Annotated in this window: 11 protein-coding genes; 6 read left to right on the top strand and 5 right to left on the bottom strand. The window is 57.5% G+C overall.

Going from position 1 to position 14,775, the window contains the following annotated elements; translation table 11 throughout:
- Window positions 1-46 precede the first annotated feature (46 nt).
- The 4 genes from M8Q36_RS22555 to moeA all read right to left on the bottom strand — a co-directional run bounded on the left by M8Q36_RS22555 (window position 47) and on the right by moeA (window position 5,493).
- Window positions 47-2,479, bottom strand: coding sequence for a formate C-acetyltransferase/glycerol dehydratase family glycyl radical enzyme (locus M8Q36_RS22555; RefSeq protein ID WP_249882454.1), 2,433 nt, complete (start codon window positions 2,477-2,479; stop codon window positions 47-49).
- Between the two features lie 4 nt (window positions 2,480-2,483).
- The gene (locus M8Q36_RS22550) at window positions 2,484-3,383 is read right to left on the bottom strand and encodes a glycyl-radical enzyme activating protein (protein WP_249882453.1); all 900 of its coding nucleotides are present in this window, start codon (window positions 3,381-3,383) and stop codon (window positions 2,484-2,486) included.
- A 122-nt stretch (window positions 3,384-3,505) separates the two neighbouring features.
- Entirely contained in the window at window positions 3,506-4,258 is a 753-nt protein-coding gene (gene moeB / locus M8Q36_RS22545; RefSeq protein ID WP_249882452.1) for a molybdopterin-synthase adenylyltransferase MoeB, read from the bottom strand.
- Window positions 4,259-4,260: 2 nt separating this feature from the next.
- Window positions 4,261-5,493, bottom strand: coding sequence for a molybdopterin molybdotransferase MoeA (gene moeA / locus M8Q36_RS22540; RefSeq protein WP_249882451.1), 1,233 nt, complete (start codon window positions 5,491-5,493; stop codon window positions 4,261-4,263).
- Window positions 5,494-5,656: 163 nt separating this feature from the next.
- On the opposite strand from moeA, the gene iaaA reads away from it, so the two are divergent.
- The 5 genes from iaaA to gsiD are packed head-to-tail and all read left to right on the top strand — an operon-like array spanning window position 5,657 to window position 11,932.
- Window positions 5,657-6,598 carry a beta-aspartyl-peptidase gene (gene iaaA, locus M8Q36_RS22535; protein WP_249882450.1) on the top strand — a complete coding sequence of 314 codons (942 nt, stop codon included), beginning with the start codon at window positions 5,657-5,659 and terminating at the stop codon, window positions 6,596-6,598.
- A gap of 19 nt (window positions 6,599-6,617) precedes the next feature.
- Entirely contained in the window at window positions 6,618-8,477 is a 1,860-nt protein-coding gene (gsiA, locus tag M8Q36_RS22530) for a glutathione ABC transporter ATP-binding protein GsiA (RefSeq protein ID WP_249882449.1), read from the top strand.
- Window positions 8,478-8,510: 33 nt separating this feature from the next.
- Window positions 8,511-10,052, top strand: a complete 1,542-nt coding sequence (gene gsiB, locus M8Q36_RS22525) for a glutathione ABC transporter substrate-binding protein GsiB (RefSeq protein ID WP_249882448.1) — start codon at window positions 8,511-8,513, stop codon at window positions 10,050-10,052.
- Window positions 10,053-10,097: 45 nt separating this feature from the next.
- Complete coding sequence (gene gsiC, locus M8Q36_RS22520; RefSeq protein WP_249882447.1) at window positions 10,098-11,018, top strand: glutathione ABC transporter permease GsiC; 921 nt, start codon at window positions 10,098-10,100, stop codon at window positions 11,016-11,018.
- Window positions 11,019-11,020: 2 nt separating this feature from the next.
- Window positions 11,021-11,932: a glutathione ABC transporter permease GsiD gene (gene gsiD, locus M8Q36_RS22515; protein WP_020457157.1), complete on the top strand. Its 912-nt coding sequence runs from the start codon at window positions 11,021-11,023 to the stop codon at window positions 11,930-11,932.
- Between the two features lie 37 nt (window positions 11,933-11,969).
- Here the strand turns inward: gsiD and rimO are convergent, their stop codons facing one another.
- On the bottom strand, window positions 11,970-13,295 hold the full coding sequence (gene rimO / locus M8Q36_RS22510; protein ID WP_249882446.1) for a 30S ribosomal protein S12 methylthiotransferase RimO: 1,326 nt from the start codon (window positions 13,293-13,295) through the stop codon (window positions 11,970-11,972).
- 499 nt (window positions 13,296-13,794) lie between these two features.
- Between rimO and M8Q36_RS22505 the strand changes: the two genes are divergently transcribed.
- Complete coding sequence (locus tag M8Q36_RS22505) at window positions 13,795-14,706, top strand: bifunctional helix-turn-helix transcriptional regulator/GNAT family N-acetyltransferase (RefSeq protein WP_249882837.1); 912 nt, start codon at window positions 13,795-13,797, stop codon at window positions 14,704-14,706.
- Window positions 14,707-14,775 lie beyond the last annotated feature (69 nt).

Below are 14,775 nucleotides of genomic sequence, written 5' to 3'. Positions count from 1 at the left end.
AGGCGGCGGTTAATTAATAACGAATAACGGTCATCCGGTCGCCACCTTATAAGGTATGTTCAGTCCGGGCGATAATGTCGTCCTGCGCATCTGGCGACAGGGCGGTGAAGAACGCGGAATAACCGGCGACGCGCACCACCAAATCGCGGTACTGATCCGGGTGTTTCTTCGCCTCCAGCAGCGTTTCGCGCGACACAATGTTGTACTGAATATGCCAGCCTTTATGCACCTCGAAGAACGTGCGCAGCAGCACCATCAGCTTTTGCTTATCGCTCTCGTTTTCCAGCGTCGACGGATTCAGTTTCTGGTTCAGCAACACCCCGCCAAGAATCGCCTCCACCGGCAATTTACCCACGGAACTTATCACCGCCGTCGGCCCCAGATGGTCGGTACCGGACGCCGGGCTTGCACCCTCCGCCAGCGGCGTATGCGCTTTGCGGCCATCCGGTGTCGCCATCGTCGCTGCGCCAAACGGCACGTTCGCGGAAATAGACGAGGTTCCGGCGTAATAATTGCCACCGATCGGGCCGCGACCGTAACGCGGGTTGTGATACTGCTTCAGCTCATCGATATAGGTTTGATAAGCACGTACCAGCAGCGTATCCACGCTGTCATCATCGTTGCCGTATTTCGGCGCGCTGTTGACCAGCCGCTGACGCAACTGTTCCTGCGTCAGTCCGTCGAAATCTTCGGCCAGTGCCTGCGCCAGTTGTTGTTGCCCGATAACACCCTGGTCAAAGACCAGCTTTTTCACCGCCGCGAGGCTGTTACCCAGGTTGGCGATCCCCACCTGCAAGCCGGACACCCAGTCATATTTCGCGCCACCTTGTTTAATGCTTTTCGCCCGTTCGATGCAGTCATCGACCAGCGCGGAGCAGAGAATATCCGGCACGTTCTCTTCCAGCATGGTGTCGACCACATACTCAATCTCAATGGATTTACGAGTGTAATAACGGATCTGCCGATCCCACACTTGCATCACCTCCTCGAAGCCGTGGAAATTCCCCGCCGACAGCGCCTGAGTTTGCGGCAGAAAGATTTTGCCGCTGGTGGCGTCGCGTCCACCTTCCAGTGCCGCCAGCATCACGCGGGCGAAGTTGATAAAGCTCATGCCGGTGCAGCGGTAGCCCCATTTGCCGCCAACGGCGGTTTCAATGCAGCCAATGGCCGCGTAGTCGTAGGCGTCGGCGGTCTCAACGCCGAGTTTGATAAATTCTGGGATGACAATTTCATCATTATTGAACGCGGGCATGCCAAAGCCGCAGCGAATAACCTGCACGCAGGCGTCGAGGAAGTCGTTGCTCATGCCGGCGTGGTAACGCACGCTCAGGTTCGGCTGAGTGGAACGCAGGCGTCCGCAGGATTCCAGAATCGCGTAAGAGAGCGGGTTAACCGCGTCGCGCGCTTCACCGTTATGCCACTGTTGACCGCCGATGGTGACGTTCTGATACAGCGGGCTGCCCGCCGAGGCTTTCGAATGCGAGCCGGAGCGAATTTTGTTCACTTCCAGCAGCTTCAGCCAGCAACTATGCAGTAGCTCAATAGCCTGTTCGCGGGGCAGCGACTGCTGCAATTCAACATCGCGGCGATAGTACGGATACAGATACTGATCCATGCGTCCGAAAGAGACCGAATGCCCGTTGGATTCAATCTGCAAAATCATCTGGATAAAGTAGCAGAGCTGCAACGCCTGCCAGAAGGTGCGCGGTGGTTCGTGGGCGATAATCAGGCAGTTTTCCGCTATCGCCAGCAGTTCATCGCGGCGGTTTTGCCGCGTCTCTTCCGCGGCCATCTGGCGCGCCAGCCCGGCAAAACGTTCGATATGCAGGCTGACGGCTTCCAGCACGATATCAATCGCTTTTAAGAATTGATCGCCATGCAGGTCGTCGAGCACCGTCAGGTTGATGCGCGTCCGGCGTTCATCCACTTTGTGGCGCAACCCGTCGAGGCCAAGCTCCAGCAGCAGTGGGAAGTTCACCGCCAGGTGCGCGTCGCCAGACGTCATATTGCCTTCGGCTTTGATAATGCCGGTTTCCAGTAGCGCTTTTTGTTCGTCAGTAAACATACCGTAACAGCGGTCCTGCACCGTCTGGCCGCGCCACCACGGGCAGATCTCATGCAGCACGCGTTTGTTCTCTTCGCTAACCGCAAAGCCAGCACCGGGGCGGTCTGCGAGATCGTCGATCTCTTTTTCGATCCATGAAACGGTGTATTCCGGGAAGATCGGCGCGGCGCGCACTTCGCTGGCCTGATTACCGATGATCAGCTCGTCATGTTTGATCCAGATAGTGCGTTCGGCCAGATGATGCGCCAGCGCCAGCGCGCGGCGTACCGGCAGCGGTTTGTCCATATTTTGCTGGTAAACCTGCGTGTAATGCCGGGCGCGCTCGGTGCAAACCGGTGGCTTCACAATGTGCACCAGTGCGGTTTTATGCGCGTTGATTCGCTCAGTGAGCGTGTTGAGTTGCAGCGTGGTCATGGTTTTATCCTCGTAATGTCGCCGTCAGCCCTTTGCGCTGGGCACAATCCTGCGCAAACGCCAGCAGTTGCGGAGCGTCGAGCGGCTTCTCTGGGGCGGTGTAGGGTTCGCCGAGCAGGTGATACTTGTTCATGCCCAGCGTGTGGTAAGGCAAAAAATGAATATCGCTGACGTTAAGCTCATCGGCAGCGAAGGCAGTGATGGCGCGTATGGTGTCTTGATCGGCATTAAAACCAGGGATCAGCGGCACGCGGATGGTGAGTTTTTTCCCCGCCTGCGCCAGCCGTTTCAGGTTATCCAGCACACGTTTTGCCGAGCCGCCGGTCCACTGGCGAAAAGCGGCGTCATCGACATGTTTTAAATCCGCGAGAAACAGATCTACAAATGGCAGGGACGGTTCGATATAGCGCCACGGCACATGCAGGCAGGTTTCCACTGCCGTATGAATGCCATGTTGATGGCTGGCCTGAAGCAGTTGCTGCGCCAGTTGCGGGTTCATAAACGGCTCGCCGCCGGAAAGGGTGATGCCGCCGCCGCTGCGTTCATAAAAGGGTTTATCACGCAAAACGGTGGCCATGATATCGCGCACATCTGGCGTTTCACCGCAGACGCTCAGCGCCTGCGTCGGGCAACACCCGGTGAGCGCATCCAGCTGTCTATCATCAAGTTTTTCGCGGTGGATAAGCAAACCGTTCACCGCACGTTCAATCATCTCTGGCGCGACGTGCTGGCATAACTCACACCCGGCAAGGCACAGACGGTTGTCAAACAGCAGATCCCGCGTGCGGCTGCGGCTCTCCGGGTTCTGGCACCAGCGGCAGCTTAGCGAGCAACCTTTCAGGAACACAACGGTACGAATACCAGGGCCGTCGTGAGTGGAATAGCGCTGGATATTAAAAATCATAATTTATCCCCGTATATTTCATATGGAGATTAAATTACTTTCGAATGAAAGTTACTGTGACGAAAGTCGACCTTTTATCGCGATGCCGGATGACGTTACGCCATCCGGAAAATAAAGGGAGATTAACGCCCGCAGACGTCGCAGTCAGGATTGCGCAGTAGTTTCATTTCGCGGAACTGACAGGTCATCGCATCGTACATGACGATTTTTCCCGCCGCCGGCGTACCGTAATGCGCCAGCACTTTGATGGCTTCCATCGCCTGCAACGAACCAATCACCCCGACCAGCGGTGCCATGACACCCGCTTCGACACAGGTCAGCGCGTTATCGCCAAACAGACGGCTCAGACAGCGATAGCACGGGTCGTTTTCGCCCCAGGTAAAGACGCTGATCTGGCCTTCCATGCGAATGGCCGCACCGGAAACCAGCGGTACGAGATGTTGGAAACAGCCCGCGTTGAGCTGGTTACGAATGGCGACGTTATCGGTGCAATCCAGCACCAGGTCATGTGCGGCAATCTGTGTGAGCAGCGCCGTATCATCAAGCAGGGCGTTGATGGCGGTGTAGTGCACATTGGGGTTGATGCGCAGTAACGATTCGCGCGCCGAGTCCACTTTTGCCGCGCCGATATCCGCGTCGCTGTGCAGCGTCTGGCGTTGCAGGTTGGAGAGCGCCACGGTATCAAAATCGAGCAGCGTCATCTGCCCGATGCCTGCCGCGGCCAGATATTGTGCGGCGGCGCAGCCGAGGCCGCCGAGCCCGACCACCAGTACGCGAGCGGCTTTTAACCGCTCCTGGCCGTCGAAATCAAAACCGCGCAAAATAATCTGCCGGTTATAGCGCATCATCTCCGCGTCGCTGAGTGCTTCAGCCATCTTTAGCCTCCGAAGAGATGGTTAAACATCTCGACATCCACCCATTCACCAGCTTCGACATTGCCACGTTCGCGCTCCAGCACCACAAAGCAGTTACCCTGGCTAAAGGAGCTGAAAATATGTGAACCCTGGTGCCCGGTGCTGCGCACTTCCAGCGTGCCATCGTCGCCACGGCTTAACACGCCACGCTGAAAATCGAGACGCCCCGGCGACTTTTTCAGGCGCTCTGCCGCACGGGCGCGAAAACGCAGCGGCTGCGTATCGGCGGTGTTACCGGCAAGTTTCGCCAGCAGCGGTTGTACCAGCTGATAAAAAGTGAGCGTCGCGGAAACCGGGTTGCCCGGCAGGCCGCAGAACCAGCTGTTTTTGAGCTTACCGAAGGCGAACGGTTTACCCGGCTTGATCGCCAGTTTCCAGAATGCGATTTCGCCCAGCTCATCGAGAATAGTTTTGGTGTAATCGGCTTCGCCCACCGACACGCCGCCGGAGCTCAGCACCACATCGGCCTGGCTGTCGGCTGCAATAAAGGTATCGCGCAGCTTCTGCGGGTCATCCGGCACGATGCCAAGGTTAATCACCTCATAACCGAGCTGGCTCAGCATCAGGTGAACGGATAGGCGGTTGGTATCGTAGATTTGCCCGTCAGCCAGCGGCTGGCCTGGCAGTTGCAGTTCGTCGCCGGTGGAAAACAGCGCCACGCGCACTTTGCGCAGCACACTAACATCGGCAATGCCCAGCGAGGCAATGACCGGCAGCTCGGCGGCGGTCAGTTTTGTGCCCGCTGCAAAAACGCTGGCACCTTGTCGAATGTCTTCGCCCGCGCGGCGGATATTCTGATTGGCCCGCACCTCGGCGGTAAAACAAATACCGGCGTCGGTCTGTTCGGTCTGTTCCTGCATCACTACCGCATCGCACCCGGCGGGGATTGGCGCACCGGTCATAATGCGTATACAGGTGCCGGCAGGCCACTCGCCGTCGAAGGGCTGCCCGGCAAACGCTTTACCCGCCACCGGCAGGGCGTTACCACTTTGTACCTCTGCCAGACGCACGGCGTAGCCATCCATCGCCGAGTTATCAAAACCCGGTATGTTCAGCGGAGAGATAATATCTTGCGCCACCACGCGGCCAAAGCAGGCCACCAGCGGCAGAGTTTCGCTTTCAGTCAGCGGTGAAATGCGTGACAGCATCTGTGACAGGGCCGTATCGAGCGAGATCAGGCCGTTTGATGATTCCATAGTTAATATCCAGTCAACGCGATGAAGCGGCCATTATGGCAGAAAAGAGAAGGCCTCAACATGCCTTACGCCTACCCCGTTGTAATGACATCGCTTTACATCGTTGTAACGACTTTCTATATTCAGAAATCCCTCCAGGCGCAGAGAAATTCAGGCGGCACAAATGGTTAAAGCGGTAATCGCAATACACGGCGGTGCGGGTGCTATCGGCCGTGCGCAGATGAGCCCGGAAAAAGAGCAACGTTACGTACATGTACTTTCGTCAATTATCGAAACCGGACAGCGCATGCTGGAATCGGGCGTAAGCGCGCTGGATGTGGTAACGGAAGCGGTGCGGCTGCTGGAGGAGTGTCCCTTATTTAACGCCGGTATCGGCGCGGTATTTACCCGTGATGAAACCCATGAGCTGGATGCCTGCGTGATGGACGGTAACACACTACAAGCGGGTGCGGTGGCGGGCGTCAGCCGCTTGCGCAATCCGGTACTGGCGGCGCGTCTGGTGATGGAGCACAGCCCGCACGTTTTCATGATTGGCGAAGGGGCGGAAAAGTTTGCCTTTTCCCACGGTATGGAGGCGGTATCGCCGAGCCTGTTTTCCACCCCGGAACGCTTTGCACAATTGATGGACGCGCGCGACGCCGGAAACACGGTGCTGGATCATGGCGGTGCGCCGCTCGATGAGAGCAAAAAATTTGGTACCGTGGGGGCGGTAGCGCTGGATAAGCAGGGCAACCTGGCAGCTGCGACATCGACCGGCGGCATGACCAATAAATTACCGGGCCGCGTGGGCGACAGCCCATTACCCGGCGCTGGCTGCTATGCCAATAATGCCAACGTGGCGGTTTCCTGTACCGGCACCGGTGAAGTATTTATCCGCGCACTGGCGGCTTACGATATCGCCGCGCTCATGGAGTACGGCGGTTTGAGTTTGCAGGAAGCCTGCGACGCGGTGGTGATGGAAAAACTCCCGGCGCTGGGCGGCAGCGGTGGGCTGATTGCGGTTGATCGCGAAGGCAACGTGGCGTTGCCGTTCAACAGTGAAGGGATGTATCGCGCGTGGGGTTACGCGGGCGATGCGCCAAGCGTGGGCATTTATCGTGAATAATGCGAGTGGAGTGGAGCGGATGGAAACCGACGCGAACGTGGTACTGGATGTCAGTAATCTGAACGTCGCTTTCAGCCATGATAAGCAACTCGTCCCGGCGGTTCGCCATCTCTCCTTTTCCCTTAAACGCGGCGAAACGCTGGCGATTGTCGGCGAATCCGGCTCCGGTAAATCGGTTACCGCGCTCGCGTTGCTGCGCCTGATTGAGCAAGCGGGCGGCGAAGTGAGCTGCGATCATATGCGTCTGACCCGGCGTAACCGGCAGAATGTGGAGCTTACCCGGCTGAGCGCATCGCAGATGCGCAGCGTGCGCGGCGCGGATATCGCGATGATTTTTCAGGAGCCGATGACCTCGCTCAACCCGGTGTTTCCGGTGGGCGAGCAGATCGCTGAGTCGATACGCCTGCACCAGAAGCTGGGGCGCGAAGACGCCATGATTGAAGCGCGGCGCATGCTCGATCTGGTGCGTATCCCGGAATCGCAGTCGATTTTATCCAGCTTTCCACACCAGCTTTCCGGCGGCATGCGCCAGCGCGTAATGATTGCCATGGCGCTCTCCTGTCGCCCGGCGGTACTGATTGCCGACGAACCGACCACCGCGCTGGATGTCACGATCCAGGCGCAGATCCTGCAACTCATCGCCGTGCTGCAAAAAGAGATGTCGATGGGGGTGATTTTCATCACGCACGATATGGGCGTGGTCGCCGATGTTGCCGACCGCGTACTGGTGATGAACCAGGGCGAAGCGGTGGAAACCGGCAGCGTAGAGCAGATTTTTAACCATCCACAGCATCCGTATACCAAAGCGTTGCTGGCGGCGGTACCCAAACTAGGGGCGATGCACGGCAGCACGCTGCCGCGCCGCTTTCCGCTGATTTCGCCGAAAAACCCGGCGCATCAGGAAGCGGAAATCGAGCAGGATACGGTGGTGCCGGGCGAGCCGATTTTGCAGGTGCGCGATCTGGTGGCGCGCTTCCCGCTGCGCAGTGGCATTCTTAATCGCGTCACCAAAGAGGTGCACGCTGTGGAAGGGGTGAGCTTTGATCTCTGGCCGGGCGAAACGCTGTCGCTGGTGGGCGAATCCGGCAGCGGTAAATCCACTACCGGGCGCGCGCTGCTGCGCCTGGTGGAGCACCAGAGCGGTTCCATCACCTTTAACGGCGAGCGCATTGATACGCTGCCGGATAGCAAGATGAAACGCATCCGTCGCGATATTCAGTTTATTTTTCAGGATCCTTATGCCTCGCTGGACCCGCGCCAGACGGTTGGCGATTCGATTATTGAACCGCTGCGGGTACACAATTTATTAGGGGCAGAAGAGGGCCGGCAGCGCGTGGAGTGGCTGCTGGAGCGTGTCGGTCTGAAGCCGGAACACGCCTGGCGCTACCCGCATGAGTTTTCCGGCGGGCAGCGTCAGCGCATCTGCATCGCCCGGGCGCTGGCGCTTAACCCGCGCGTGGTGGTGGCGGACGAATCTGTTTCGGCGCTGGATGTCTCGATCCGCGCGCAAATCATTAATTTACTGCTCGATTTGCAGCGTGAGATGGGCATTGCGTTTCTGTTTATCTCGCATGATATGGCGGTGGTAGAACGCATCAGCCACCGCGTCGCGGTGATGTACCTTGGGCAAATTGTCGAGATCGGCCCACGGCAGGCGGTGTTTGAAAACCCGCAGCATCCGTATACACGTAAGTTAATGTCGGCGGTGCCGGTTGCCGACCCTGCGCACCATCACGCGCAGCGTGTGTTGTTGTCTGATGACATGCCCAGCAATATCCGCAAGCGCGGCGAGTCAATGCAACGCGTGCAGTTGCAGAACGTGGGGCCGGGGCATTTTGTTGCCCGCTCGACGCCCGGCAGCACGCAATCCCGTTTTTAACTGAGCACTGGCAGGGTTCTTCAGGAGAGCAACATGACACAATTCATTTCACGGCACTGGCGGGGACTTGCCGGCGTGATGTTTGCGCTGACCGCCATCCCGGCCTTTGCGGCGAAAGATGTGGTTGTCGCGGTGGGATCCAATTTCACTACCCTCGACCCGTATGATGCCAACGACACGCTGTCGCAGGCGGTGGCGAAATCGTTCTATCAGGGGCTATTTGGCCTTGATAAAGATATGCAGCTGGAATACGTGCTGGCAGAGAGTTACAGCGTTTCCGCTGACGGCATGGTTTATACCGTCAACTTGCGCCACGGGGTAAAGTTCCAGGATGGTACGGATTTTGATGCCGCTGCGGTAAAAGCCAACCTCGACCGCGCCAGTAATCCGCGCAACAGCCTGAAGCGTTATAACCTGTATAAAAATATCGCGAAAACCGATGTGGTGGATGCCTACACGGTAAAAATTACCCTTAAGCAGCCCTTTTCCGCGTTTATCAATATTCTCGCGCATCCGGCCACTGTCATGATTTCTCCGGCGGCGCTGCAAAAATATGGCAACGACATTGGTTTTCACCCGGTTGGCACCGGCCCGTATGAACTGGAAGCGTGGAACCAGACGGACTATGTGAAAGTGAAGAGATTCGCCGGCTACTGGCAGCAAGGTTTACCCAAGCTGGACTCCATCACCTGGCGGCCAGTGGTGGACAACAACACCCGCGCGGCGATGCTGCAAACCGGCGAAGCGCAGTTTGCGTTCCCCATCCCCTACGAGCAGGCGGAAGTGCTGAAAAGAAACAGCAAGCTGGAGCTGGTCGCCAGCCCATCGATTATGCAGCGTTACATCAGCATGAATGTCACGCAAAAACCGTTCGATAACCCGAAAGTGCGTGAGGCGATCAACTACGCCATTAACCGACCGGCACTGGTGAAAGTGGCGTTCGCCGGTTTCGCGACGCCCGCGACGGGCGTTGTACCGCCAACCATTGCCTATTCACAGGACTATCAACCCTGGCCGTATGATCCAGCAAAAGCCCGCGAGCTGCTAAAAGAAGCCGGTTACCCGCAGGGGTTCAGCACCACCTTGTGGTCGTCGCATAACCACAGCACCGCGCAGAAAGTATTACAGTTTACCCAGCAGCAACTGGCGCAGGTGGGTATTAAAGTGCAGGTGACGGCGATGGACGCCGGGCAGCGCGCAGCGGAAGTGGAAGCCAAAGGGCAGGCGCAGAGCGGTGTGCGTATGTTCTACACCGGCTGGTCGGCCTCGACCGGCGAAGCAGACTGGGCGCTGTCGCCGCTGTTCGCCTCGTGGAACTGGCCGCCAACGCAGTTCAACACCGCGTTTTACAGCAATCCGCAAGTGGATAAAGACCTCGCCGAGGCGCTAAAAACCACGGATGTTGCGGAGAAAGAGCAGTTGTACAAACAGGCGCAGGATCTCATCTGGCAGGAGTCGCCGTGGGTGCCGCTGGTGGTGGAAAAGTTGGTTTCAGCGCATAACAAGAAGCTCACCGGTTTCTACATTATGCCCGATACCGGCTTCAGTTTTGATAACGCGGATTTGGTGAAATAACTCACTCCACCTCGCAGAGCAAAAGGAGGCGTGAGGGAACGCACAATGCAAAATTATATTATTAAACGTTTGCTGGGCCTGATCCCGACGCTACTGATTGTGGCGGTGCTGGTGTTTCTGTTCGTCCACTTGCTGCCGGGCGATCCGGCGCGGTTGATTGCCGGGCCGGAAGCCGACGCGCAGGTCATTGAGCTGGTGCGCCGCCAGCTTGGGCTGGATCAGCCGCTGTGGCGGCAGTTCTGGCACTATATCGGCAATGTGCTGCAAGGCGATTTTGGTATCTCGATGGCCTCGCGCCGCCCGGTGGTGGAGGAAATCGCCAGCCGCTTTATGCCGACGCTGCTGCTGACCATTACCAGTATGTGCTGGGCAATGCTGTTTGGGCTGGGCGCGGGAATTGCCGCCGCCGTATGGCGCAACCGCTGGCCGGATCATCTGGGGATGGCGCTGGCGGTAACGGGCATGTCATTCCCGGCGTTTGCGCTCGGCATGTTGCTGATGCAGATCTTCTCGGTTGAACTCGGCTGGCTGCCGACGGTCGGTGCTGACAGCTGGCTACACTATATTTTGCCGTCGTTAACGCTCGGTGCGGCAGTGGCGGCGGTGATGGCGCGTTTTACCCGCGCCTCGTTCGTGGAAGTGCTCAACGAGGACTACATGCGCACCGCACGTGCCAAAGGCGTAAGCGAGCGGTGGGTTATTCTCAAACATGGTCTGCGCAACGCGCTGATCCCGGTGGTCACCATGATGGGGCTGCAATTTGGCTTTTTGCTCGGCGGCTCCATTGTGGTGGAGAAAGTCTTCAACTGGCCTGGGCTGGGCCGTTTGCTGGTGGACTCGGTGGAGATGCGCGATTACCCGGTGATTCAGGCCGAGGTGCTGCTCTTCTCGCTGGAGTTTATTCTTATCAACTTAGTGGTGGATGTGCTCTACGCCGCCCTTAATCCCACGATCAGGTACAAGTAAGGATGCGATTATTAAACTGGCGTCGACAGGCGGTGCTAAACGCCATGCCCGTAGTCAAACCGGGGCATGTGCGCACGCCGTGGCATGAGTTCTGGCGGCGTTTTTGCCGCCAGCCGCTGGCGATGGCCGCCGGAATTTTTGTGCTGCTGCTGATCCTGCTGGCGATTGTCGCCCCGTGGATAGCCCCGTTCGATGCGGAAAACTATTTTGACTATGACCGGCTTAATGAAGGGCCGTCGCTGGTGCACTGGTTCGGCGTTGATTCGCTGGGGCGCGACATCTTAAGCCGGGTGCTGGTCGGCGCGCAGATTTCACTTGCCGCTGGTCTTTTTGCGGTGCTGATTGGCGCGCTCATCGGCACGGTGCTGGGGTTGCTGGCGGGTTATTATGAAGGTTGGTGGGATCGCCTGATTATGCGCATCTGTGATGTGCTGTTCGCGTTTCCCGGCATTCTGCTGGCGATTGCGGTGGTGGCGGTGATGGGCAGCGGCATGGCGAACGTGATCATCGCCGTGGCGGTGTTCTCCGTGCCGGCGTTTGCCCGTCTGGTGCGCGGCAACACGCTGGTGCTCAAGCAACAAACCTTTATCGAATCCGCGCGCAGCATCGGAGCCAGCGATGCGGTGATCCTGTTTCACCATATTCTGCCGGGTACGGTGTCGTCGATTGTGGTCTATTTCACCATGCGTATCGGCACGTCGATTATCTCTGCCGCCAGCCTGTCATTTTTAGGCCTGGGCGCGCAGCCGCCCACGCCGGAGTGGGGCGCGATGCTCAATGAAGCGCGTGCGGATATGGTGATTGCGCCGCATGTGGCGCTGTTCCCTTCGCTGGCAATTTTTCTGACGGTGCTGGCGTTTAACCTGCTGGGTGATGGCTTGCGCGACGCGCTGGATCCGAAGATTAAGGGGTAGGAGATTCCCTCTCCGTGGGAGGAGAGGGAAGGAAGGCTTAAACGCGGGAGCCCCACAGATCGTATTCGTCGGCGTTTTCCACTTTCACGCGGATAATGTCGCCCGGTTTAACACCGGTTTCGCCGTTCAGGTACATCGCGCCGTCGATTTCCGGGGCGTCTGCCATGCTGCGGCCAATCGCGCCTTCTTCGTCCACTTCATCGATGATCACCAGAATTTCGCGACCGATTTTTTCCTGCAAGCGCTCGGCGGAGATCTGTTGTTGCAACTGCATAAAGCGGTTCCAGCGTTCCTCTTTCACCTCTTCCGGCACCTGATCGGCCAGTTCGTTGGCGGTTGCGCCTTCTACCGGGCTGTATTTAAAGCAGCCGACGCGATCCAGACGCGCTTCTTTGAGGAAATCGAGCAGCATCTGGAAATCTTCTTCGGTTTCGCCAGGGAAACCGACGATAAAGGTGGAACGCAGGGTCAGTTCCGGGCAGATTTCACGCCACTGCTTAATGCGCGCCAGTTGCCTGTCGACCGCGCCAGGGCGCTTCATCAGTTTGAGAATGCGCGGGCTGGCGTGTTGCAGCGGGATATCCAGATACGGCAGGATTTTGCCTTCCGCCATCAGCGGAATGACGTCATCCACGTGCGGATACGGGTAAACGTAGTGCAGACGCGTCCAGACACCGAGTTTCGCCAGTTGCTCGCACAGGCCAACCATGCTGGTTTTCACCGGCTCGCCGTTGTGAAAGCCCATGCGGTGTTTTACATCCACGCCGTAGGCGGAAGTGTCCTGGGAGATCACCAGCAGCTCTTTCACGCCCGCATCGACCAGACGTTTGGCTTCGGCTAACACGTCGCCAATCGGGCGGCTTACCAGATCGCCGCGCATTGACGGGATAATGCAGAACGTGCAGCGGTGGTTACAGCCTTCGGAAATTTTCAGGTAAGCGTAGTGGCGCGGCGTCAGTTTGACGCCCTGTTCCGGCACCAGGCTCAGGAACGGATTGTGCTTTGGTTTCGGCACATAGTGATGAACATGTTCCAGCACCTGCTCATAGCTGTGCGGCCCGGTGATCTCCAGCACTTTCGGGTGCACTTCACGGATCTGATCCTCTTTTGCGCCCAGGCAGCCGGTCACAATCACCTTGCCGTTTTCATTCAGCGCTTCGCCGATGGCTTCCAGCGACTCTTGCACCGCGCTGTCGATAAAACCGCAGGTATTGACGATAACCATGTCAGCGTTGTCATAGCTTGGCACCACGTCATAACCTTCGGTGCGCAGTTCGGTGAGAATCCGTTCGGAATCCACCAGGTTTTTTGGGCAGCCAAGAGAGACAAAGCCGATTTTCGGCTGCAGGTTCACATTGCTCATAGTTCAAAAATTAATCAGTTATAGGATCTTAGGGCAGGGATTGTACAGGGCTCTCGCCTGGATTTATAGGGTAATTAAGCGGGAGCGCAGGGAATTCTGAACAGCAACATGCAGCTTTTGGGCGGGAAAGGTGTAGCTGACGCGGCAATACGGGCTGGGACACCATCAACGGCTCCTGTGTTACCGCATCGGGATTTGCGAGCACGCTTCCAGTAATATCAATCTATTCATTAAGTTAGCTGTAAACCCTTGTCGCTTGTGGTGTTTCTCCTTATGTTTGCCCTGCGCCTGCAAAATCAGGCGTCGGGATTAGCCTTCTTGAAACCGTGTAGTAACACGTAGTGTCGCGTGTCCAGTCATAGCGCTTTTGACCCTATAAAAAGCTATGTTGACAGCCTGGTTTGTTGATGGTTGTATTGCACAACTATCTACTCCCCTATGAGGTAACAACGTGACCGCTGACCAACTGATCAACGATATCCGTTCCGCATCACGGCGGATGGTGCGTGAGCTGGGCTTTATGAACAGCACGCTTGCGGCGACGGATTATTCCCCTTCCGCCGTACATACTTTGCTGGAAGTGGAAAAGCAGGGGGCGATGACGGCAGCGCAACTGGTGCAGATCCTGGGGCTGGAGAAATCAAGCGTCAGCCGTATGCTGAGCCGGCTTATCGCCGCTGGTGAATTGCAGGACGTTCCCTCGGCTGAGGATGCGCGCTATAAAACGCTACAGTTGACCGCGCAGGGCAAAGCGAGCGTCGCGCGCATTAACAGCTACGGTGCGATGCGGGTGCGTGAGGCGCTGCAGCATCTGACTTCTGCCGAACAGGAGGCAGTAGCTCGCGGCTTGTCGGCCTATGCTACAGCGCTTGAAGCCTGCCGCCAGGGCGCTCCGCTTCCGGCCCGTGAAAAGCCAGAAATCGTCACCGGTTATCTGCCGGGAATGATTGGCCGTATCAGCGAAATGCACGCCAGCTACTATTCGCAACATTATGGTTTCGGCTATTTTTTTGAAAGCAAAGTGGCTGCGGGCCTGGCCGAATTCGCCGGGCGTCTGGAGAATTCGCGCAATAATATCTGGCTCGCGGTACATCAGGGCAAAATCGTTGGCTCGGTTGCCATTGATGGGGAAGATTTAGGCAATAACGAGGCGCATCTGCGCTGGTTTATTCTTGATGATGAATGCCGTGGCACCGGCATGGGACGTCAACTGCTCGCCAAAGCGATGCAGTTTTGCGATGAACAACAGTTTTCTGCGGTGCAGCTCTGGACATTCAGCGGGCTGAACGCCGCGCGCGCCCTTTACGAATCTTTCGGTTTCACCCTGAGCAAAGAGTGGCAGGGCGAACAGTGGGGAAGCTCGATGCTGGAACAGCAATTTACCCGCAGCGGGGAAATAGCGCAGCGTTAAGTCCGTTGCGCTATTCGCGGTTAGCCGTTAATAGCGCCTTGTATGTCCCGAACAGGCAGGCTTTTAACC

It is taken from the genome of Kosakonia sp. R1.Fl, from assembly GCF_023516815.1.
Lineage (GTDB): Bacteria > Pseudomonadota > Gammaproteobacteria > Enterobacterales > Enterobacteriaceae > Kosakonia.
The sequence above is the reverse complement of the archived record's forward strand: the minus strand, read 5'-3'. Positions and strand labels throughout refer to the sequence as shown.

Bases quoted from the DNA above. Each gene is read 5' to 3' on its own strand.
- M8Q36_RS22555 (WP_249882454.1), bottom strand. From the start codon at position 2,479: ATGACCACGCTGCAACTCAACACGCTCACTGAGCGAATCAACGCGCAT.
- M8Q36_RS22550 (WP_249882453.1), bottom strand. From the start codon at position 3,383: ATGATTTTTAATATCCAGCGCTATTCCACTCACGACGGCCCTGGTATT.
- moeB (WP_249882452.1), bottom strand. From the start codon at position 4,258: ATGGCTGAAGCACTCAGCGACGCGGAGATGATGCGCTATAACCGGCAG.
- moeA (WP_249882451.1), bottom strand. From the start codon at position 5,493: ATGGAATCATCAAACGGCCTGATCTCGCTCGATACGGCCCTGTCACAG.
- iaaA (WP_249882450.1), top strand. From the start codon at position 5,657: ATGGTTAAAGCGGTAATCGCAATACACGGCGGTGCGGGTGCTATCGGC.
- gsiA (WP_249882449.1), top strand. From the start codon at position 6,618: ATGGAAACCGACGCGAACGTGGTACTGGATGTCAGTAATCTGAACGTC.
- gsiB (WP_249882448.1), top strand. From the start codon at position 8,511: ATGACACAATTCATTTCACGGCACTGGCGGGGACTTGCCGGCGTGATG.
- gsiC (WP_249882447.1), top strand. From the start codon at position 10,098: ATGCAAAATTATATTATTAAACGTTTGCTGGGCCTGATCCCGACGCTA.
- gsiD (WP_020457157.1), top strand. From the start codon at position 11,021: ATGCGATTATTAAACTGGCGTCGACAGGCGGTGCTAAACGCCATGCCC.
- rimO (WP_249882446.1), bottom strand. From the start codon at position 13,295: ATGAGCAATGTGAACCTGCAGCCGAAAATCGGCTTTGTCTCTCTTGGC.
- M8Q36_RS22505 (WP_249882837.1), top strand. From the start codon at position 13,795: ATGGTGCGTGAGCTGGGCTTTATGAACAGCACGCTTGCGGCGACGGAT.